Source organism: Curtobacterium sp. MCBD17_028, assembly GCF_003234875.1.
Lineage (GTDB): Bacteria > Actinomycetota > Actinomycetes > Actinomycetales > Microbacteriaceae > Curtobacterium.
In genome coordinates this window covers 15,322-35,329 of sequence record NZ_QKTQ01000006.1, presented here as the reverse complement: position 1 = coordinate 35,329, position 20,008 = coordinate 15,322, and the positions used below count along the sequence as shown (strand labels likewise).

Genomic DNA, 20,008 nt, shown 5'->3' with positions numbered 1-20,008 from the left:
TGAGTTCGCGCGACGCCCGGTGGTGCCCCGGCGTCAGCGCAGGAGGAGGTTGGGCTGGAGCAGGTACCGGTAGCCGTCCGCGGCCGCGTCCTCGCGCGAGGTCTGTCCCGTGATGAGCACAGGCCCCGGCTTGTTCGGGTTCTCCGTCTTGGTGAAGGAGATGCGGACGAACTCGGAGTGCACCGCGTTCAACCCGTCCAGGAGGAACTGCGGCTTCAGCGAGACCACGGTGTCCTCTCCGGTCAACTGCGCGTCGATCGACTCTGATGCCTGCGCTTGTTCGGATCCGATCGCCTCGAGCGTGAGCCCGTCGACCGAGAAGGTGAATCGGAGCGCGGCTTCGCGCTCGAGGACGAGGGAGACGCGACGGACGGCCTCGACCAGTTCCGCGGTGTTGAGCACCGCGTGGTCGGGGACGGTGTCGGGGAACAGCCGGCGGACCGGCGGGTAGTTGCCCTTGATGAGCAGCGAGGTGACGGTCTTGTCGTCGGCACGGAACGCGATGAGTTCGCGGTCCTGGTTGCCGCTGATCGACACCGACACGGTGCTCGCTGATCCGAAGGTACGTCCCACCTCCTGAAGGGTACGCGCGGGTACCAGGGCGTGCATCGGGTCAGCGCCGACGCGCCCGCTGTCCCATGCGATCGTCCGGACGGCGACCCGGTAGCGGTCCGTCGCGACGAGGGACAGGTCGTTGTCGCCGACCTCGAGTTGCACACCCGTGATGACGGGGGTGACGTCGTCACGGCTGGCGGCGACCGCCACCTGCGCGACGGCCTCGGAGAAGGCGTTGCCCGGGATGACGCCCGTCTGGGGACCGACCTCGGGCAGGGTCGGGTACTCGGCCACCGGCATGCTCAGGAGCGTGAAGTGTGCCGATCCGCACGTGACCGTGATGCGGGACTCGTCGGTGCTGAACACGACCGGCGCGTTCGGGAGGCGGCTGGCGATGTCAGCGAGGAGGCGCCCGGACACGAGCACGGTGCCGGGGTCGTCGATCTGCGCCGGGATGCGGGTCTGCGCACTGACCTCGTAGTCGAACGACGAGAGCGTCAGGTGGTCGTCCTCGGCGTGGATGAGCACACCCGACAGGATCGGGAGCGTCGTGCGCTGGGGGAGGAGCTTGACCGCGAAGGAGACCGCTTCGCTGAAGACGTCCCGGTTGACATGGAACTGCACAGCTGGGACCCCTGTCCTTCGGTTCGGTGACGGCGGCCCCCATTGTGGCACAGCGGGCGGGGGCGGGATCCGTGTCGTTCGGCCGCTGGGGACCGTCCACAAGGTTGGCCCCCTGAGAGAGATCGTTAACCAGGAGTAATGGTCTTAACGCTTGTGCACAGTGTGGATAACTCTGTTGATCGTTGTCAGGACGGGGAACTACAACCGTGTGACTTGTGAGCAGTGTGTGGAGCGGCCGTGGACGAGGAAAACTCGTCGGGAGCTCCCTCCCGACGACGTCCACAGCTCGGCCGTCGTCCATGAACAGGGGAGCGGCGTGTCATCCACAGTTATCCACACGTTGTGCACATCTTGTGGAGACCGGGCGGTGATGCTCTCCGGAGGCGGCGTCGCGGCCGTCCCGCAGCCGGGCCGGGGAACGCATGGCGGGGCCGCGGTGTGCCTCCCGGCCGGCGCGCGGAGGGGTGTACGAGGGCGACGCCGGCGGTGCTACTTGTAGCGGCGGTCCTGCTTGATGCGGCTCGTGAGCTCGGTCACCTGGTTGTAGATCGACCGACGTTCCTTCATGAGCTCGGTGATCTTCTTGTTCGCGTACATCACGGTCGTGTGGTCGCGGTTGCCGAACAGCTGCCCGATCTTGGGCAGGGACAGACTCGTCATCTCGCGGCAGAGGTACATCGCGATCTGCCGGGCGGTCGCGATCGCCTGGGAGCGGGAGGAGCCGTAGAGGTCGTCGACGGACAGTTTGAAGTAGTCCGCGGTGTGCGTGATGATGTCGACCGGTGCGATGACGTTGTCCTCGTCGAGCGTGATGAGGTCCTTGAGCACCGTCTGCACGAGTGCCATGTCGACCTCGGTCCGGTTCAGGCTCGCGAACGCGGTGACCCGGATGAGCGTCCCCTCGAGCTCGCGGATGTTGCTCGACACCTTGGACGCCATGAACTCGAGGATGTCGTCGCGCACCTGCAGGTGGTCGCTCTGCGCCTTCTTGCGGAGGATCGCGATGCGGGTCTCGAGGTCCGGTGCTTGGACGTCCGTGATCAGGCCCCACTCGAACCGGCTGCGCATGCGGTCCTCGAAGCCGGTCAGGTGCTTCGGCGGCAGGTCCGACGTGATGACGACCTGCTTGTTGTGGTCGTGCAGGGTGTTGAAGGTGTGGAAGAAGGCCTCTTGCGTGGAGTCCTTCCCCTGCAGGAACTGGATGTCGTCGATGAGCAGGATGTCGATGTCGCGGTAGCGCTGCTGGAACTGCGCGGAGCGGTTGTTCGCGATCGAGTTGATGAAGTCGTTGGTGAACTCCTCGCTCGAGACGTACCGGACGCGGATGCCGGGGTACAGGCTCTCGGCGTAGTGCCCGATGGCGTGGAGGAGGTGCGTCTTGCCGAGGCCGGAGTCGCCGTAGATGAACAGCGGGTTGTAGGCCTTCGCCGGGGCCTCGGCGACCGCGACGGCGGCGGCGTGTGCGAAGCGGTTGGAACCGCCGATGACGAAGTTGTCGAAGTTGTACTTCGGGTTGAGGCGCGAGTCCGGGCGGCCGGCACTCGACGGGTTGTCCACCGGCGCGGGCACGAACGGGGCCTCGACGTACTGGCGCGGGGCCGTGCCCTGCTCCATCGGCGGGACGGGTGCCGATGCCGCGTACGCGGGGACCACCGGATCCGTGCGGGGTTCCGGGGTCAGTTCGGGGTTCACCGTGATCGCGAAGTTGGCGACCGAGTCGTCACCGAGGCGCGAGACGGCCTCGGTGATGGGAACCCGGATCCGCTGCTCGAGCATGCCGCGCGTCAGGTCGTTGGGCACCTCGAGGTAGAGCGTCCCGGCGAGCACGCCCTTCGGTTCGACCAGGTTGAGGAATCCGTGCAGCTGCGGGGTGATCCGGTCGTCGTCCTCGAGGAGTCCGAGCACCGAGGCCCAGAGGTCCTCGACGGGTGCCGGGATCGTCATGGCGCGCTCGTCTCCTCTGGTCGGTCGACGTGGACCGACGGTCGCTCCGGCCGGCTCCCGCACAGCGCCGACGTCGCCCGCGAGTCGTGGGCGGACCACTCGGCCGTACACAGGGTTGTCCACAGTGTTCTCCACGAGTCGCGGATCGTGCTCGTGCCCGGTCCCGCCGGGTGATCACGGGCCGCGCGCCCCTGGATCAACCCACTGTAATTGCTCGCGGCGCGTCGGACGCAACCGGAGTTGTCCCCAATGTGGAGAATGAGCGGTTGGTCCCGTTCGTTTGACCCAGGGCCCGTCCTCACGTACCGTTGAACGGTTGACTGCGGCCAATCGGTCGCGCCCAGAGCGTCCGTTCCCATCGCGTCAACGGACCCAACGTGACCGGACCGCCGCGAGCGTCCGTGTGGAGACGAGATCATGAGCAAGCGCACCTTCCAGCCGAACAACCGCCGCCGCGCCAAGAAGCACGGCTTCCGCGCTCGTATGCGCACCCGCGCCGGCCGTGCCATCCTGGCCGCCCGCCGCAGCAAGGGCCGCACCGAGCTCTCGGCCTAACCCCCGGGGTTGTTGGCCCGAGCCAACCGGATCGTCCGAGGTGACGACTACCGAACCGTCGTGCGTCGTGGTCGCAGGAGCGCCACGGCGCACGCCGTCGTATCGGTGGTCGTCCGTGCCGATGCCGATCCCACCCGGTTCGGGTTCATCGTCTCGAAGGCGGTGGGGAACGCGGTGACCCGGAACCTCGTCCGCCGCAGGCTCAAGGCCATCGCCCACGAACTCGTCGTCGATCACCCTTCGGGGCTCGATGTGGTCGTCCGCGCACTGCCAGCCGCCGCGCAGGCCGGCTGGCCTACCCTCATCGCAGATGTCAGGCAGTGCTTCAGTCGGAGCATGAGCCAGAGCAAGGGTGTGAACAAGGCATGAGACGAGCACTGTCGGCCGTCGCGTTGCTCCCGCGCAACGTGTGCGTGGTGGTGCTGCGCGCGTACCGCGCGGTCGTCTCCCCGCTGTACGGCGAGGTCTGCCGGTACCACCCGTCGTGCTCGCGGTACGCACTCGAGGCCATCCAGCAGTACGGCGTCGTCGTCGGCTCCAGCATGGGCGCCTGGCGTATCGCCCGGTGCAATCCGTGGGCGGCCGGTGGCATCGACGACGTCCGGGCTCGGACCGCGCCCTATCCCGTGACCCGTTTCGGGTTCGTGCTCCCCCGCCCAGCCGGCGACACCCGCGCGCTCGGCACCCGCCGGCTCGACGGCACCCCCGTCGTGGAGACCCGCCCCGTGGACGGCACCCACCGTTCGGCCCCGCAGGCCGCCCCGACCTCCCGGCGTCGCCGGTTGACACCGCACCCCCGAAAGGCGTGACCGCTTCTCATGGAGTTCCTCGAAAACACGATCCTCTGGCCACTCAAATGGGTGGTCTCCGCGATCCTCGTCGGTTTCCATTCGTTGTTCGCGGCCATCGGCATGGACCCGAACGCCGGGATCACCTGGGTGATCTCGATCATCGGTCTGACCCTCGTGGTGCGGGCGGCGCTGATCCCGATCTTCGTCCGGCAGATCAAGAGCCAGCGGCGGATGCTCGAGGTCGCGCCGCAGCTCAAGAAGATCCAGGACAAGTACAAGGGCAAGAAGGACCAGTTCTCGCGTGAGGCCATGTCCCGTGAGACGATGGCGCTGTACAAGGAGACCGGGACGAACCCGCTGAGCTCCTGCCTGCCGCTCATCATCCAGATGCCGGTGTTCCTGAGCCTGTACTCGACGCTCCACACCGCTCAGATCGACAAGACCGGTATCGGCCTGCTGACCACGCCACTGGCCCATTCGTTCGGTGTCGCGAAGCTGTTCGGCGCTCCCCTGCACGAGACGTTCCTCAGCGCCACGGGCTGGGAGGTCCGCCTCATCGCCGCCGCGATGGTCATCATCATGACCGTCTCGCAGTTCGTCACGCAGCTGCAGATCGTGGCCAAGAACATGTCGCCGGAGACCAAGGCGAGCCCGATGTACCGGCAGCAGCGGATGATGCTCTACGTCCTCCCGCTCGTGTTCGTGTTCTCGGGTCTGAGCTTCCCGCTCGGCGTCATGTTCTACTGGCTCGCCTCGAACGTCTGGACGATGGGGCAGCAGTACGTCGTGATCCGGCGCATGCCGACGCCGGGGTCCGAGGCGGCGCTCGCCCGTGAAGCCCGGCTCGCCCGGAAAGCGCAGCGACGCGGCGCGACCGCCGGTGGCGCTCTCGCCGCCGTGAACGACATCCGCGTGACCGAGATCGAGCGTCCTCGCCCGACGACCCAGCGGCAGCAGCCGGTGGGCAAGAACCGCGCCAAGAAGAACGGGAAGAAGTCGTGACCGACGACGAGCTGCTGACCGAGGACGCGCCCGTGTCCGACGAGCCGACCACCGAGGCACCGGTCGACGACGTGGAGGGTGTTGACGACGAGGTCCGTGATGAGGGCGACATCGCTGCCGACTACATCGAGGAACTGCTCGACATCTGCGATCTCGACGGTGACATCGAGATCGAGGAGCGCGGCGGCCGCGTCTACCTCTCGGTGACCGATCAGGGTGGCGCGCTGCGGCTGCTCTCGAAGCCCGACACGGTGTCGGCGCTGCAGGAACTCACCAGGATCGCCGTACAGGCCGAGACCGGCGAATTCAGCCGTCTGATCCTCGACGTCGGTGGCTCGCGCGATGCTCGGGCGTCGGAGCTCGGTCGGCTCGTGGACACGGCCATCGAGCGGATCGAGGCCGGGTCCCCGAGCGCGGCGCTCCCGCCGATGTCGTCGTACGAGCGCAAGCTCGTGCACGATCTCGTGGCCGAGCGCGGCTTCCACTCGGAGTCCGAGGGCGAGGGCCGCGACCGGCACACGGTCGTCACGCGCTGACGTGGCTGACAGCACGGACGAGCGTTCCGCGTCTGGTGAGGGCAACGTGGAGGTCGCCGTGACCGAGAGCTTGCCGGTCGAGCCAGAGCCGGACGCTGCTGCGGCGGTGTTCGGTGACCACCTCGAGCAGGTCCGGTCCTTCACGCAGGAACTCGCGCGACGTGGCGAGGAGCTCGGGTTGATCGGACCCCTGGAGCTTCCACGGCTCTGGACGCGACATATCCTCAATTCAGGCGTGGTCGGACCGCTGCTCCTCGAGGGAGCGAAGGTCGGTGACGTCGGATCTGGTGCGGGACTGCCGGGCCTCGTGCTCGCCATCATGCGGCCTGACGTCGAGATGACCCTCATCGAGCCGATGGAGCGGCGCGTCGAGTGGTTGCGTGGTGAAGCGGACCGGCTCGGCCTGCAGAACGTGCGGGTGCTGCGCGCCCGAGCCGAGGACGTCGCGGACGACCTCGTGCTCGATCAGGTGACGGCCCGCGCGGTCAGCGCCCTGAGCAAGCTCATCCCGATCACCGTTCCACTCGTCCGCTCGGGCGGCCAGCTGCTGCTCATGAAGGGGGCCCGGGTCGATGCCGAAGTCGATGCGGCACGGAAGGTGATTCTCCGGAAGCGCCTGACGGACGTCGAGGTCATCGAGCTCGGTGCGGGCGTGGTGGAGGAAACGACCCGGGTCTTCCGGGCTACAGTTGACTGACGTTCCCGTGCGGAGTGTCTGGTCGAGCATCGGACGACTGCTCGCCGCAGCCGCACCAACGTTTCACGTGGAACATCGAGGCGGGGAAGTGCATTCGTGAGTTCATCTACTGACTTCGACGCGACCACGCCACTCGCGCGCGAGATCGCCGACCTCAATCGGCGGCGACGCGCGCTCGCGACGCAGCAGTTCCCCTTGCCCGAGCAGACGCGCGTGTTCACCGTGTCGAACCAGAAGGGCGGCGTCGGCAAGACGACAACGACGGTCAATCTCGCGGCCGCACTGGCCCGTGGCGGCGCTCGCGTGCTCGTCATCGACCTCGACCCGCAGGGGAATGCCTCGACGGCGCTTGGCGTGGACCACCGCGCGGAGGTCGCCAGCATCTACGACGTGATCGTGGATGAAGCGCCACTCGCCGGCACCATGCAGCAGAGCCCGGAGTCGGAGAATCTGTTCTGCGTGCCGGCCACCATCCACCTGGCGGGCGCAGAGATCGAGCTGGTGTCCCTCGTGGCGCGTGAACAGCGCCTCCGGACCGCGCTGCAGCAGTTCCTCGACGGCGTCGACGAGCCGTTCCACTACGTGTTCATCGACTGTCCGCCGTCGCTGGGTCTGCTGACGATCAACGCGTTCGTGGCGGCGCGTGAGGTGCTCATCCCGATCCAGTGTGAGTACTACGCGCTCGAGGGGCTGAGCCAGCTGCTCCGGAACATCGAGCTGATCGAGCGGCATCTCAACCCGGCGTTGCGGGTGTCAACGATCCTGCTGACCATGTACGACGGCCGGACCAATCTGGCGAACCAGGTCGCGAACGAGGTCCGCGAGCACTTCGGCGACCAGGTCCTCGCCACGCTGATCCCCCGGTCCGTGCGCATCAGTGAGGCTCCGAGCTACGGGCAGAGCGTCGTCAGCTATGACACGAATTCACCAGGGTCGCTCTCGTACTTCGAGGCGGCCGCAGAGATCGCAGCACGAGGAGCGAAGCACTGATGGCACCGAAGCGGACCGGACTCGGCAGGGGCATCGGCGCGCTCATCCCGACGAGCCCCGAGCAACAGGAGCGTCCGGTCGACGTCTTCTTCCCCACGAACACGAGTGCTGCGACCAGGCAACCCGCGACGACCGCGACGGATGCCGTCGCTGCGATCCTTGCCGACGGAGCGTCGCCGAACAGCGTCGGCCAGACCGCCGATGACCTGGTTGCCGTGCCCGGCGCTCGCCTGGCCAATCTCAACCCCCTGGACATCGTGCCGAACGCCCAGCAGCCACGCTCGGAGTTCCGCGAGGAAGAGCTCCAGGAGCTGGTCCACTCGATCCGCGAGATCGGCGTCCTGCAACCGATCGTCGTTCGTCCCATTGCGGGCGCGGCCGGAACCGAGCCGCGGTACGAGCTCATCATGGGTGAGCGACGGCTGCGGGCCACGAAGGAACTCGGCCTCGCCACCATCCCGGCGATCATCAAGGAGACGCCTGATGACGCCATGCTGCGCGATGCGCTCCTCGAGAACCTGCACCGTGCGAACCTCAACCCGCTCGAGGAGGCATCGGCCTACCAGCAGCTCCTGGCAGACTTCGGGATCACGCAGGAGCAGCTCGCCGCACGTATCGGGCGTTCGCGGCCACAGATCACGAACACCATCCGCCTGCTCCGACTGCCGTCACCGGTGCAGCGGCGCGTCGCAGCCGGTGTCCTGAGCGCTGGCCATGCTCGCGCGATCCTCTCGGCGCCCGACGCAGAGGCGATGGAGTACCTCGCCGAGAAGATCGTGAACGAGGACCTGTCTGTCCGGGCCGCTGAGGCGGCCGCAGCGGCACTCTCGGCCAAGACGCCCTCGGGGCGGCCGCGGACGGAGCCGTCCAAGCGCCAAGCTCATCTCAATGACCTCGCGGAACGCCTCGGTGACCGCCTCAACACGCGCGTGAAGATCCAGTTGGGGTCGCGCAAGGGCACGCTGAGCATCGACTTCGCAACGATCGAGGATCTCAATCGGATCCTCGAGGACCTGCGGAACGAGGCAGTCGCCGACGCAGCGTCCTGACGTTTCACGTGGAACATCGTGGGGCGCGTCGGCAGGTGGCGTCCGAAGGGGGTCTGCGGCGCTGACCACGATCGGCACGTTGCGTGGCTCGCGCCCTGATCGTGAATCCTGCGCACGCCGTCCTTGGACCAGTCGAGCCGCTGGTGCGACCGATCCGGTGTGGCAACGCGGGCGCTGATGGTCGTGCGACGGCCGGGGTCGAGAGACCGGCGTGGCGGTCATGTTGCACGTGAAACCACGGCCGCCCTCCTGCTGGTCGCGCCGCAGCCGGTGCGCGTGACGCCGCGGCGTTGCGCGCGGACCGCGAACAAAGCGTGACGCGATGCAAACGGAGGATGACTTGACGGCCGTCGCGGGGATGGAACTACGAGCACTGGGGGTCGGGTCCCCCCGCAGATGGCAACGCCACGGCACGACGAGCGGCTTGGCCTGCGGTGTCTCGACGACGACGGACGGCAGGCCGGGGATCGCTGCAGGAGGTTGACCGCTGCGCTGGTGGCTCGCGCTCGGATGAGCGCGGGGGATCGCGCCGGGACGTTGATCGGGTCCGCCAGAGTGGCAGCGAGACGGCCGGCGGTTGGGCCGTCAGGTGGGCGGCGAATCGGGTGACGCGTGAGGCGGAGCGCGAGGCGTCGGGTGGGCGGCGATCCGGGCAGCCATCCGGGCGGCGCGTGAGGCGACCACGATGGGTGATCCTCGCTGCCACCGCGGGCGTACGCGGCCGTCGCGAGGCCGGGTGTGCGGATCGTGATCGGTGCGCCTCGGCGCGCCTCGTCGCCCAGGTGGGCCGTCCTCGGCACCCGGGCGGCGATCAGGCTACGCTCGGTGGACGCGGAGCCGGGCCACCGCAGCGCACGATCGCACAGTCGTGTCCCGGCGTCCTCGGTCTGCTGTTGTTCGGCCGCCACGCAGATCGTGCTGCCGCTGGGCGCCCGGTACGCCGATCAGCTTGCTCCTGCGGGGACGACTGCGGGGCCTCGACGGCACGCCGATCAGGACGACCGGTGGCCAACTCCGGCCGTCGCCTTCACCCTCGCCAAGTCACAGAACCGGGTCGTCTCCAGCTGCGCCTGGACCAGCCGAATGTTTCACGTGGAACGGGCGTGCACTGCGCTGCCCGGGACCGGACCGCGCTGCTCGGGACCGGGCTGATCCCCCGTGGGACAGACGACCGCTACCGGCGATGGTCGCGGATGGCCTGCTCGGCGAGCTCGGCGTAGACCCACCCGAGGTCATGACCGGAGGCCAGGAGGGCCTGCGGCACGAGCGACGTCTCAGTGAGTCCGGGAAGGACGTTCACCTCGAGGAACCACGGTGTCTCGACCGCGTCGACGATCATGTCGACGCGCGAGATGTGCCGGAGGCCGAGCGCGACGTGTGCGGCGACTGCTGCCTCGGCCGCCGCCGTTGCGGCTGCGGCCGACAGGCGCGCCGGGGTGTAGAAGGTCGTCTCACCAGCGTTGTACCGCGCCTCGTACCCGTACACGCCGGATCGCGGGACGATCTCGACGGGAGCGAGGGGCACCGGGCCATCACCGGTGTCGACCACACCGACGGCGATCTCGGTCCCGGTGATGCGCTGCTCGACGATGACGTCGTCGCAGTAGGTGTACGCCGTGACCATCGCTCGCGGCAGATCGGCCGTGCCGTGGACCAGGGTGACGCCCTGCGCGCTGCCACCGCGGGCGGGCTTGACCACGAGGGGGATCGGGTGCTCGTCCGCGATGGCCGCGAGCACGCTGACGGCGCCGAGTTCGCGGAAGACGTCGTGCGACAGGGTGACCGATCGCGGCGTGCGAACGCCCGCCCGAGCGGCGAGTGCGGATGCGGTCGGTTTGTCCCACGCGAGGCGAGCCGAGGTGGCGCGCGAACCGACGAACGGCACGTCGAGCGCCTCGAGGATGCCGCGGAGCGCGCCGTCCTCACCGCTGGCGCCGTGGAGCGCGGGCCAGACGACGTCGGGCTGGAGTTCGCGCAGCGCGGGGAGCAGCGTCGCGTCGGCGTCCCGGAGATCGACCTGCCAGCCGTAGCCGATGAGCGAGTCAGCCACACGTCGTCCGGAACGGAGCGAGATGTCCCGCTCGTGCGAGATGCCCCCCGCGACGACGACGACGTGACGACGGGCGAACTCCACCATGATGCGTTCCTCGAGTGCGGCCGCGCGGCGCGCGGCGTGATGAATTCCTGGTCAGGAGCGGTCGGCCGAGATGGCGACGCGGGTCAGGACATGTTCGGCGGCGGTGCGGAGACCGTCTGGGCGGGGTCGGTGACCGGCGCCGGCCGGGCGGCGGTGCCGAAGGTCTCGATGAGCTCGAGTTCATCGTTCACGACGGTCGCGAGCCGCTTCACGCCGGTGCGGATCTGCTCCGGTGTGGGGTAGCAGAAGGACAAACGCATGTGTCCGCCCCCGCGGCCGTCCGCGAAGAACGCGGTACCCGGCGTGTAGGCGACGAGTTCCTTGACCGCGCGGGGCAGCATCGCCTTGGAGTCGAGCTGGTCCGGCAGCGTGAGCCACACGAAGAACCCGCCGTTCGGCGTGGTCCACCGCAGGTCGGGGAGGAACTCGGCGAGGGCGGCGAGCATGGCGTCGCGGCGCTCCGCGTAGAGACCGCGGAAGGTGGTGATCTGGGCCTTCCAGTCCGCGGCATCGAGGTACGCGTTCACGACGTACTGTCCGAACGAGTTCGGTGCGAGCACAGCGGATTCGTTCGCGAGCACGAGCTTCTCGCGGATGGCGTGCGGCGCGAGGGCCCAGCCGACGCGGAATCCCGGGGCGAGGGTCTTCGAGAAGGAGCCGAGGTACACGACGCCGTCCTCGTCGATCGAGCGGATGGCCTGCGGCGCCGGCTCGTCGAACCAGAGGAGACCGTAGGGGTTGTCCTCGAGCACGAGGATCTGGTTCGACCGGCAGATGTCGAGGATCTCGATGCGGCGTTCGCGGCTCATCGTGACGCCCGCGGGGTTGTGGAAGTTCGGGATGGTGTACAGGAACTTCATGCGCTTGCCAGCGGCCCTGAGGCGGGCGATGGTCTCGCGCAGGGCCTCGGGGACCAGGCCCTGGTCGTCCATGGCCACGTGCACGGTCTCGGCCTGGTACGAGCGGAACACACCGATCGCACCGACGTACGACGGCGACTCCGCCAGGACGACGTCGCCCGGATCGATGAACAGCCGCGTGACGAGGTCGAGGGCGTGCTGCGAACCCGTGGTGACGACGACGTCCTCGGCGCTCGCACGGACGCCCTCGAGCGCCATGATGTCGACGATGTGCTCACGGAGGGTCCGGAGACCCTGGCCGCCGCCGTACTGCAGCGCCATGGCGGCGTCGTGCTCCATGACCCGGTCGATGGACCCGGTGACGAGCTCGCGGGGGAGCGCGGACACGAACGGCATGCCGCCAGCCAGGGAGACGACCTCGGGGCGGGATGCGACGGCGAACAGTGCTCGGACCTCGGATGCGCTCAGCCCTGCGGTGCGCTGGGCGTAGGAGTCGTACCACGGGTCGAGGCTGGTTCCCCGGTCGGTCATCGCATGGTCTCCGATCACTCGGGCGCCGATCGCGGACGACGACGCCGACGCCGACGGACGGCGTTCCGGCCACGATACGGCATGCCTGTGCACGCCCGTCGGTCCCCGCGCAGGCCAGTTCCGGACGCGTGGCTCCGCGTGGACGACGGAAGCCCCGCCTCCCGGATCGGGAGACGGGGCTTCAGGAGCCGTCGGGGCTGGTGTCAGACCAGGAACTCGGCCAGGTCGGCCTCGAGCGCCGGCTTCGGCTTCGCACCGATCACGGTCTTGACGACCTCACCGCCGCGGAAGACCTTCATCGCGGGGATCGAGGTGATCTGGTACTGCATGGCGGACTGGGGGTTCTCGTCCACGTTGAGCTTGACGATCTCGATCTTGTCGCTGTGCTCCGACGCGATCTGGTCGAGGATCGGGGAGACCGCACGACACGGCCCGCACCACTCGGCCCAGAAGTCGACGAGGATCGTCTTGTCGGACTGCAGCACGTCGCTCGAGAACGACGCGTCGGTCACTGCCTTGGCGTTGGACATGGTTCCTGCTTCCTTGGGTTGGTCGTTGTGGACAACATCGGCGTCCGTGTCGCTATTCCGTCGGCCGGGAGGCACGGCGCGGCCGGGCGCGCCCGCTCAGCTGCCGACCGTGGCCGGCTCGACCGGCGAGATCGTGACGGGCTCGACCGGGACCGGACCGTCCGCCAGGGCGGCGAGCTCGGGCTCGAGGTCGGCGAGGAACTTCTCGGCGTCGAGGGCCGCCACCGTGCCGGAACCGGCCGCGGTGATCGCCTGCCGGTAGGTCGGGTCGATGACGTCACCGGCCGCGAAGACGCCGGACAGGTTCGTGCGCGACGAGCGTCCGTCGACGGCGATGGTGCCCTCGGGGGCGAGGTCGACCTGGCCGTGGATGAGGTGCGTACGCGGGTCGTTGCCGATCGCGATGAACAGACCGTCGAGGGGCAGCTGCGACTCCTCGCCGGTGGTGGTGTCGCGGAGCGTGACGCCCTCGACCGAGGTCTCACCGTGGATGGCGACGACCTCCTTGTTCCACGCGAACGCGATCTTCGGGTCGTTGAACGCGCGGTCCTGCATGATCTTCGACGCGCGCAGGACGTCCTTGCGGTGGATCACCGTCACCGTGTCGGCGAAGCGGGTGAGGAACGTGGCTTCCTCCATCGCGGAGTCGCCACCGCCGACGACGGCGATGTTCTTCTGGCGGAAGAAGAAGCCGTCGCAGGTCGCGCACCACGACACGCCGTGGCCCGACAGGCGCTGCTCGTCCGGGAGGCCCAGGTTGCGGTAAGCGGAGCCGGTCGCGTAGATCACGGCGAGCGACTCGTACGTCTGGCCGCCACCGACGGTGACCTTCTTGACGTCGCCCGTGAGGTCGACGGACACGGCGTCGTCGTACAGGATCTCCGCGCCGAACTTCTCGGCCTGCTCCTGCATCTTCATCATGAGGTCGGGGCCCTGGATGCCCTCCGGGAAGCCGGGGAAGTTCTCGACCTCGGTGGTCTTGGTGAGCTCGCCGCCGGTCTCGACGCTGGACGCGACCACGAGGGGCTTCAGCTCGGCGCGCGCGCTGTAGATCGCGGCCGTCAGCGCGGCGGGACCGGAGCCGATGATGATGAGCTGGCGCATGCCTGGTGCCCTTTCGTCGTGGACGTCCTGGAGGACCGGACCGGTGCCTCCCGGTCCGATCGGATCAACACATGGTACCGGCGGCGCATTCCGCCGCTCGGCCCGCGTTCAGCGTCCGAGACGGGCCCGGAGGAGGCCCACCGCGCTGCGGATCTCGCCGTTGCGCGTGAGGACGAGCACGGCCACGTACACGACGACCATGGCGGCCGCCGTGAGTGCGAGGGTGATGAGCGCACTCGTGACGTCCGTCATCGCGAACCCGCCGGCTCGGAACGCCCCGAAGAACGCGGCGACGGCGACCCCGGCGGCCCCGGCGACGATCGCGGCGACGATGAACTGTACGTGCGAGCGCGTCACGGGACCGCCCTCGATGCCGGCGAGGCGTCGTCGGACGATGACGAGCGCGACGACGGTCTGGGCGCTGCCGGCGAGGGTGGTCGTGATCGCGACGCCGACGCCGATGGCCGAGCCGGGCAGGGCCGCGACGGCGTAGGCGCCGATGACGAACAGCCCGGACTGCACGAGCTGCATGAAGAACGGCGTGCGGTGGTCGTGGAGGGCCCAGAACACCCGCTGGATGATGAACAACATGCTGATCAGCACCAGGCCGGGCATGTAGGCGACGAGCACGAAGGCCATCGACCGGACGTCCGTGAAGGCGTGCTCGTAGATCCGGGCGAACGGGAACGCCAGGACGATGAGGGCGACCGACGCGAACACGGTGAACAGACCGACGATCCGGAGCGACTGCGACAGGTTCCGGCGGACCGCGGCGATGTCACCCCGTTCCGCGTCGTGGCTCATCCGGGTGAAGTAGGCGGTGGCGATCGACACGGTGATGATCGAGTGCGGCAGCATGAACAGCAGCCACGAGTTCTGCAGCGTCGCGTTGCCCGCGCCCGTGCCGAGGGACGCCACCCGCGACTGCACGATGCCCGCGAGCTGCGTCACCAGGATCATGAGGAACAGCCAGCCGGCCGCGGTGCCCGTCGCCTTGAGGCCCACCCCGCGCCACCGGAAGTCGGGACGGAACCCCAGGCCGGCACGACGCCAGAAGAGCAGCAGGAACGCCGCCTGCACCGCGACGCCCAGAGTGGCGCTCCCCGCGAGCACGGCGATCTTCGTCGGCGTCCAGTCGCCTGCGTCGCTGTTGAGCCCGCGCGTGCCGAAGAGGGCGATGAACACGACGAGCCCGGCGATCGCGATGACGTTGTTGAGGAGCGGCGCCCACGTGAAGGGCCCGAACACCTGGCGGGCGTTGAGGACCTCGCCGAGCAGCGAGTACAGCGCGTAGAAGAGGATCTGCGGCAGGCACCAGAACGCGAACGCGACCGCCAGTGCGGTGGTGTCGTCCGCGAAGCCCTTGCCGCCGCTGCCCGCGGACCGGCTGTACAGGTGGACGAGCAGGGGTGCGATCGCGGTGGCGACGACGGTGACGCCGAGGAACACGATGCCCCCGAGCGTGACGATCCGGTTGATGTACGCCTGACCGCCGTCGGCGTGCTGCTTCATCGAGCGGACGATCTGCGGGATGAGGACCGCGCTGAGCAGGCCACCCGCGATGAGCGCGTAGATGTTGTTCGGCAGCTGGTTCGAGACGGCGAAGGCGTTGGCGGCGGCGCTACCGGACTGGCCGATCGCGGCCGCGAGGACGAACGTCTTGGCGAACCCGAGGACGCGCGACACCATCGTGCCGATCGCGAGCAGGGCGCTGGCCCGGCCGAGGCCGCGTTCCGCCGGGGCGGTCGGGGTCGCGCCGCCGGTCGGGGTCGCGCCGCCGGTCGGAGCCGCACCGTCGATCGCGCCCGCTGCCGCGACCGCGCCCGCCCCGACGGCCGCGTCCGTCGTGCCCGGGGTGCCGGCGGTGGGTGCCGCGGCACCGATGGGGGTCCCGGCGAGTGGAGCCGTGCCTCCCGGCCGAGCGGTCTGGAGGTCGTCGGTCACGTCGTTCCGTTCTCGTGCGCCCGTCGGGCGTGCAGCGGCGACGGCGGCGGGTGTGGCGACGGCTGCGGCGACGGCCGTGGATGCGGTGGCCGCGGGGGCGGGGGCCGACGCGGCCACCGGCTGGTCGTCGAGCGGACGGTTGGGGTCGTCGTCGTCCTCAGGAGGCGCGCCACCGGACCGGCGACGGAGGCGTCGGCGGATGTTGCGCAGGATCCCGAGGCCGAAGATCACCACGACCGCGGCTCCGGCGAGGCCGGTGATGATGGTCTCCCACTGGGCCTGCACGTTGATCTCGACCGCGCTCGGCTGCGCGACCCTCGTCCCGGTGGAGCTCGTCAGCGTGAGCTGGAGCTGCACCTTGCCGTTCGCGACGGACTGCACGGGGAACGTGATGCGCGACTGCGACTCGGGCTGGACGGTGACCTGGAGCGCGTTCTTCTCGACCCGGAGGAACGAGTTCGACGGCGTCACCGTCAGGTAGACGGTCACGGGGAACTCGGACTTGTTGCGGACGGAGATCGGCAGGGACGACCGGTCGCCGAGCAGGGTGATGGAGCTCGAGTCGACGATCCCGACGGAGTCGACGACGGCGTTCGCCCGTTTCACCCGGACGGCCACGGCACGCTGCAGTCCCGCGAGGTCGGTCGTCCACGCGGTCGAGGCGAGGGTGAGCGTGTGGAGCCGGGTCGGCGCCGTGAGGTCGGTGGGGGTGGTCAGCGCGGTCGAGAACGCGGTGACGGCACTCTCGGACTGGACGAGCTGGCGGAGCTGCGCGAGGCGGTCGTCGGGCTCGGCGTGGTTGCTCACCGAGACGCTCGTCGGCGCGGTGCCGATGGTCGTCGAGAGGTCCGTGGGTGAGACCCACGGCATCGACTCGAGCGCGTCGAGCGTGTCGGACATGCGGGTCGGGTCGGTGGGCCATGACCGGTCGAACGTCAGGAGGATCGGGGCGGAGGTGCTCGCCTGGCGCGTCGTCGTCGCGAGGGTGGCGGTGAGCGCCGCCATCGCGCTCTGCCACGACGCCTGATCGGGTGCGTCCGCGGCGTCGTCGAGGAGCGCGCTCAGCCGTTCGTCGGACACGAGGAGGTCGGCGGTCCCGGCCTTGGCGGAGGCGGCGACCGTGGTGTCCGCGCCGGCCGTGGTGTTCCCGTTCGCGACGATGGTGTGCTGGTAACCCCCCTTGGCGAGTACCGGGAGGTCGTCTGACGTGACGGTGTCCTCGTCCGGCCAGGCGATCGAGGGCAGCGTGTACGGGAAGTCGAGCAGGGTCTGCATCGTCGGCAGCGTGGGCGCGGCGGGCGTGGGCTCGCCTCCCGGCTGGCCCGTGCCGGGCGCCGGGGTTGTGTCGGTGCCGGCGGTCGTTCCGGTTCCGGTTCCGGTCCCGGTCTCGCTCCCGGTGCTGGCTCCGCCGGCCGCGGCGGCGCTCGTCCCCGTGCCTCCACCGGCCGACGTGGACGGGCCCGCACCGGCGGTCGGCGTCGCGCTCGCGGCGGCCGCGCTGGCGCCGCTCGCACCGTCCGTCGTCCCGGTCGCGGTGGCCGTCGGTGTCGGGGTGACCGCTCCGGGGAAGTGCCGTGGGTCGACGTCCTGGTCGAACGAGATCGGCGTGAAGACGCCCGGCGCTCCCGCCTGCCGGAGGCCCGTCAGGTCGGCGTCGGCGTAGGGGAGCGCGAACGTCTCGTTCCGGGCGGCGGTCAGACGGTCGAGCCAGGTCACCGCGGACTCGGGGGCGTCCTGGCCCAGGAGCCGGATCGAGACGATGATCCGCGGGTCGATGCCGATCGCGACGTTGTGGTCGATCGCGGCGTCGAGCTGCGCCGTGAGCGTGCCGTCGACGGCGGTGTCCGCGGCGAGCTCCGACGCCGACAGCGTGGTCGACGTCGTCGCGGGCACGGTGATCGGCATCACGACGGAGACGTCCGTGGGCTGCTGCGTCAGCGACGGGTACCAGGTGATGGCCGAGCGGCCGACGACGTCGACCGAGCCCGACGCGTACGAGACCGCGAGGCGGCGCGCGCCGAACGAGTAGCCGTCGAGGCCGACCGTGGCCGACGGGATCGTGATGTCGGTCATCGTGACCGTGTGGTGCGCGGGGACCACCGGGACGTCGAAACTCGTCAGGTAGGAGCCGAGGTAACCGTCTGAGCTGGTGTCCTCGAGCCAGTCCTCGAGATCGGACCGGTCCCCGGTCACGCTCCGCGACAGGGAGACGTCCGCGGTGGTCGCGGCGAGGTCCGTGTCGGTGCCGTTCGTCACGGTGACCGTCAGGGTGAGGTCCTGGTCCGTCTTGAGCACGCCCTGGTCCGTCGCCGCCACCGACAGGGAGGCCGTGGTCGCCGTGGTGGGCGCCGCTGCGTTCTTCTGCGCGGGGTGGGTGGGCGCGGGGGTCGCGGTGCTGGCGTTCGTGCCGGTGGGACCGGGGGTCGCGACCGCGCGCGCACTGCTCGCGGCCGACGCGGCGTGGCTGCTGCTGGCCGCTGCATGGCTGCTGCTCGCCGCCTCCGCGACTCCGGGCGCGCCGACGACGCCGAGGGCGACCAGCGCGGTCACCGCGGCGGCGAGTGGCGTTCGGAGGATGTGCATGGAAGAGGCGCCCGGGACCGTCCGGGCCTCGGACGAGTGTAGGAGGCCCAGCCGGAGACGCAGCCGAGGAGGCACGGCACGGCCGGGTTCTGGGATGATCGACGGGTCATGCCCTCCGTCGCACACGCCGTGGAACGCCTCGGTCACCTCGCCGAGTCCGCACCCGTCGCCACCCTGGCCGCCGCCTTCGCCGAGGCCGGTCACGAACTCGCGCTCGTCGGCGGTCCCGTCCGCGACGCCTTCCTCGGCCGGCCTGTGACCGACCTCGACTTCACGACGGACGCCCGGCCCGACGAGATCCTCCGGATCGTGGAACCGATCGCGAGCGCGACCTGGGACGTCGGGCGACAGTTCGGCACCATCGCGGCCCGCGTGCGTGGCGAGCAGGTCGAGATCACGACGTACCGCAGCGACGCGTACGACGGCGAGACCCGGAAGCCCGAGGTCGAGTTCGGATCGGCCATCACCGAGGACCTGGTCCGCCGGGACTTCACCGTCAACGCGATGGCCCTGCGACTCCCCCAGCGCGAGCTCGTCGACGTGGCCGACGGCGTCGAGGACCTGCTCGCCGGTCGCCTGCGCACCCCGCAGAGCGCCGTCGTGTCCTTCCGCGACGACCCGCTCCGCATGATGCGTGCGGCACGGTTCACGGGCCAGCTCGGATTCACCGTGAGCGACGACGTCCGCACCGCGATGACCGAGCTCGCCGGCTCGATCGCGATCGTCTCCGCCGAGCGCGTGCGCGACGAGTTCGTCAAGCTGCTCGCCACGGACGACCCCGTGCCCGGGCTGCGCCTCCTCGTCGACACGGGCATCGCCGAGCGGGTGCTGCCGGAACTCCCGGCGATGCAGCTCGAGATCGACGAGCACCACCACCACAAGGACGTCTACGAGCACTCGCTCACCGTGCTCACGCAGGCGATCGGCTACGAGCACGAACGGCACGCCGGCGACGCGCCCGACATCGTCCTCCGCGTCGCCGCATTGCTCCACGACATCGGCAAGCCGGCCACCCGTCGCCTGGAGCCCGGCGGCGTCGTGAGCTTCCACCACCACGACCTCGTCGGTGCCAAGCTCGCCCGCAAGCGGCTCCGCGCGCTGCGGTTCGACAACGAGACCGTCGCCGCCGTCACGAAGCTCATCGAGCTGCACCTGCGGTTCTTCGGCTACACGGACGGCGCGTGGACGGACTCGGCCGTGCGCCGCTACGTCCGCGACGCCGGCGACCAGCTCGAGCGGCTCCACGAGCTCACCCGATCGGACGTCACGACGCGCAACCGCCGGAAGGCCGACCGGCTCGGGTTCGCGTACGACGACCTGGAGGACCGGATCGCCGCCCTGCGCGACCGGGAGGAACTCGACGCCATGCGTCCGGACCTGACGGGCGACGACATCATGCGCATCCTCGACATCCGCCCCGGGCGCGAGGTCGGCGAGGCCTACCGGTTCCTGCTCGAGGCGCGCATGGACGAGGGGCCCCTCGGCGCGGACGAGGCGGAGCGTCGCCTGCGCGCCTGGTGGGCCGAGCGGGGCTGATGCGCACCACCCGACCACGGTGCGGGCGGTCGGGCTGTGG

At 69.7% G+C, this 20,008-nt stretch carries 16 protein-coding genes; 9 read left to right on the top strand and 7 right to left on the bottom strand.

The features are described 5' to 3' along the window. Positions 1 to 33: 33 nt before the first annotated feature. Entirely contained in the window at positions 34 to 1,179 is a 1,146-nt protein-coding gene (gene dnaN, locus DEI86_RS09145) for a DNA polymerase III subunit beta (protein WP_111010781.1), read from the bottom strand. A 489-nt stretch (positions 1,180 to 1,668) separates the two neighbouring features. Then, positions 1,669 to 3,123, bottom strand: coding sequence for a chromosomal replication initiator protein DnaA (gene dnaA / locus DEI86_RS09140; protein WP_111010780.1), 1,455 nt, complete (start codon positions 3,121 to 3,123; stop codon positions 1,669 to 1,671). A gap of 417 nt (positions 3,124 to 3,540) precedes the next feature. On the opposite strand from dnaA, the gene rpmH reads away from it, so the two are divergent. The 8 genes from rpmH to DEI86_RS09100 all read left to right on the top strand — a co-directional run bounded on the left by rpmH (position 3,541) and on the right by DEI86_RS09100 (position 8,743). Beyond that, positions 3,541 to 3,678, top strand: a complete 138-nt coding sequence (rpmH, locus tag DEI86_RS09135) for a 50S ribosomal protein L34 (RefSeq protein WP_019181680.1) — start codon at positions 3,541 to 3,543, stop codon at positions 3,676 to 3,678. A 9-nt stretch (positions 3,679 to 3,687) separates the two neighbouring features. Next, entirely contained in the window at positions 3,688 to 4,047 is a 360-nt protein-coding gene (gene rnpA, locus DEI86_RS09130; RefSeq protein WP_111010779.1) for a ribonuclease P protein component, read from the top strand. After that, positions 4,044 to 4,487, top strand: coding sequence for a membrane protein insertion efficiency factor YidD (gene yidD, locus DEI86_RS09125; RefSeq protein ID WP_111049352.1), 444 nt, complete (start codon positions 4,044 to 4,046; stop codon positions 4,485 to 4,487). The genes rnpA and yidD overlap by 4 nt, the downstream gene beginning before the upstream one ends. A gap of 9 nt (positions 4,488 to 4,496) precedes the next feature. Further along, the gene (gene yidC, locus DEI86_RS09120) at positions 4,497 to 5,471 is read left to right on the top strand and encodes a membrane protein insertase YidC (RefSeq protein ID WP_111010778.1); all 975 of its coding nucleotides are present in this window, start codon (positions 4,497 to 4,499) and stop codon (positions 5,469 to 5,471) included. Next, the gene (locus DEI86_RS09115; RefSeq protein WP_375342169.1) at positions 5,468 to 6,007 is read left to right on the top strand and encodes a protein jag; all 540 of its coding nucleotides are present in this window, start codon (positions 5,468 to 5,470) and stop codon (positions 6,005 to 6,007) included. The genes yidC and DEI86_RS09115 overlap by 4 nt, the downstream gene beginning before the upstream one ends. Before the next feature lie 58 nt (positions 6,008 to 6,065). Next, positions 6,066 to 6,704 (top strand): 16S rRNA (guanine(527)-N(7))-methyltransferase RsmG, encoded by a 639-nt coding sequence (gene rsmG, locus DEI86_RS09110; protein WP_111010817.1) that lies wholly within the window; start codon positions 6,066 to 6,068, stop codon positions 6,702 to 6,704. Positions 6,705 to 6,800: 96 nt separating this feature from the next. Next, positions 6,801 to 7,694: a ParA family protein gene (locus DEI86_RS09105; RefSeq protein WP_111035758.1), complete on the top strand. Its 894-nt coding sequence runs from the start codon at positions 6,801 to 6,803 to the stop codon at positions 7,692 to 7,694. After that, on the top strand, positions 7,694 to 8,743 hold the full coding sequence (locus DEI86_RS09100; protein ID WP_111049351.1) for a ParB/RepB/Spo0J family partition protein: 1,050 nt from the start codon (positions 7,694 to 7,696) through the stop codon (positions 8,741 to 8,743). Before DEI86_RS09105 ends, DEI86_RS09100 begins: the two co-directional genes overlap by 1 nt. A 1,174-nt stretch (positions 8,744 to 9,917) precedes the next feature. Here DEI86_RS09100 and DEI86_RS09095 read toward each other — a convergent pair. The 5 genes from DEI86_RS09095 to murJ all read right to left on the bottom strand — a co-directional run bounded on the left by DEI86_RS09095 (position 9,918) and on the right by murJ (position 18,432). After that, positions 9,918 to 10,880, bottom strand: a complete 963-nt coding sequence (locus DEI86_RS09095) for a D-alanine--D-alanine ligase (protein ID WP_111049350.1) — start codon at positions 10,878 to 10,880, stop codon at positions 9,918 to 9,920. A gap of 83 nt (positions 10,881 to 10,963) precedes the next feature. Beyond that, the gene (locus DEI86_RS09090; RefSeq protein WP_111049349.1) at positions 10,964 to 12,271 is read right to left on the bottom strand and encodes a PLP-dependent aminotransferase family protein; all 1,308 of its coding nucleotides are present in this window, start codon (positions 12,269 to 12,271) and stop codon (positions 10,964 to 10,966) included. Between the two features lie 203 nt (positions 12,272 to 12,474). Beyond that, positions 12,475 to 12,801, bottom strand: coding sequence for a thioredoxin (gene trxA, locus DEI86_RS09085; RefSeq protein ID WP_111010772.1), 327 nt, complete (start codon positions 12,799 to 12,801; stop codon positions 12,475 to 12,477). Positions 12,802 to 12,897: 96 nt separating this feature from the next. Then, positions 12,898 to 13,905, bottom strand: a complete 1,008-nt coding sequence (gene trxB / locus DEI86_RS09080; protein ID WP_111011922.1) for a thioredoxin-disulfide reductase — start codon at positions 13,903 to 13,905, stop codon at positions 12,898 to 12,900. Between the two features lie 108 nt (positions 13,906 to 14,013). After that, a complete protein-coding gene (gene murJ / locus DEI86_RS16680; RefSeq protein ID WP_220038505.1) occupies positions 14,014 to 18,432 on the bottom strand; it encodes a murein biosynthesis integral membrane protein MurJ in 4,419 nt (1,472 codons plus the stop codon). Positions 18,433 to 18,540: 108 nt separating this feature from the next. Between murJ and DEI86_RS09070 the strand changes: the two genes are divergently transcribed. After that, positions 18,541 to 19,968 carry a CCA tRNA nucleotidyltransferase gene (locus DEI86_RS09070; protein WP_111049348.1) on the top strand — a complete coding sequence of 476 codons (1,428 nt, stop codon included), beginning with the start codon at positions 18,541 to 18,543 and terminating at the stop codon, positions 19,966 to 19,968. The last annotated feature ends 40 nt before the right edge of the window (positions 19,969 to 20,008 follow it).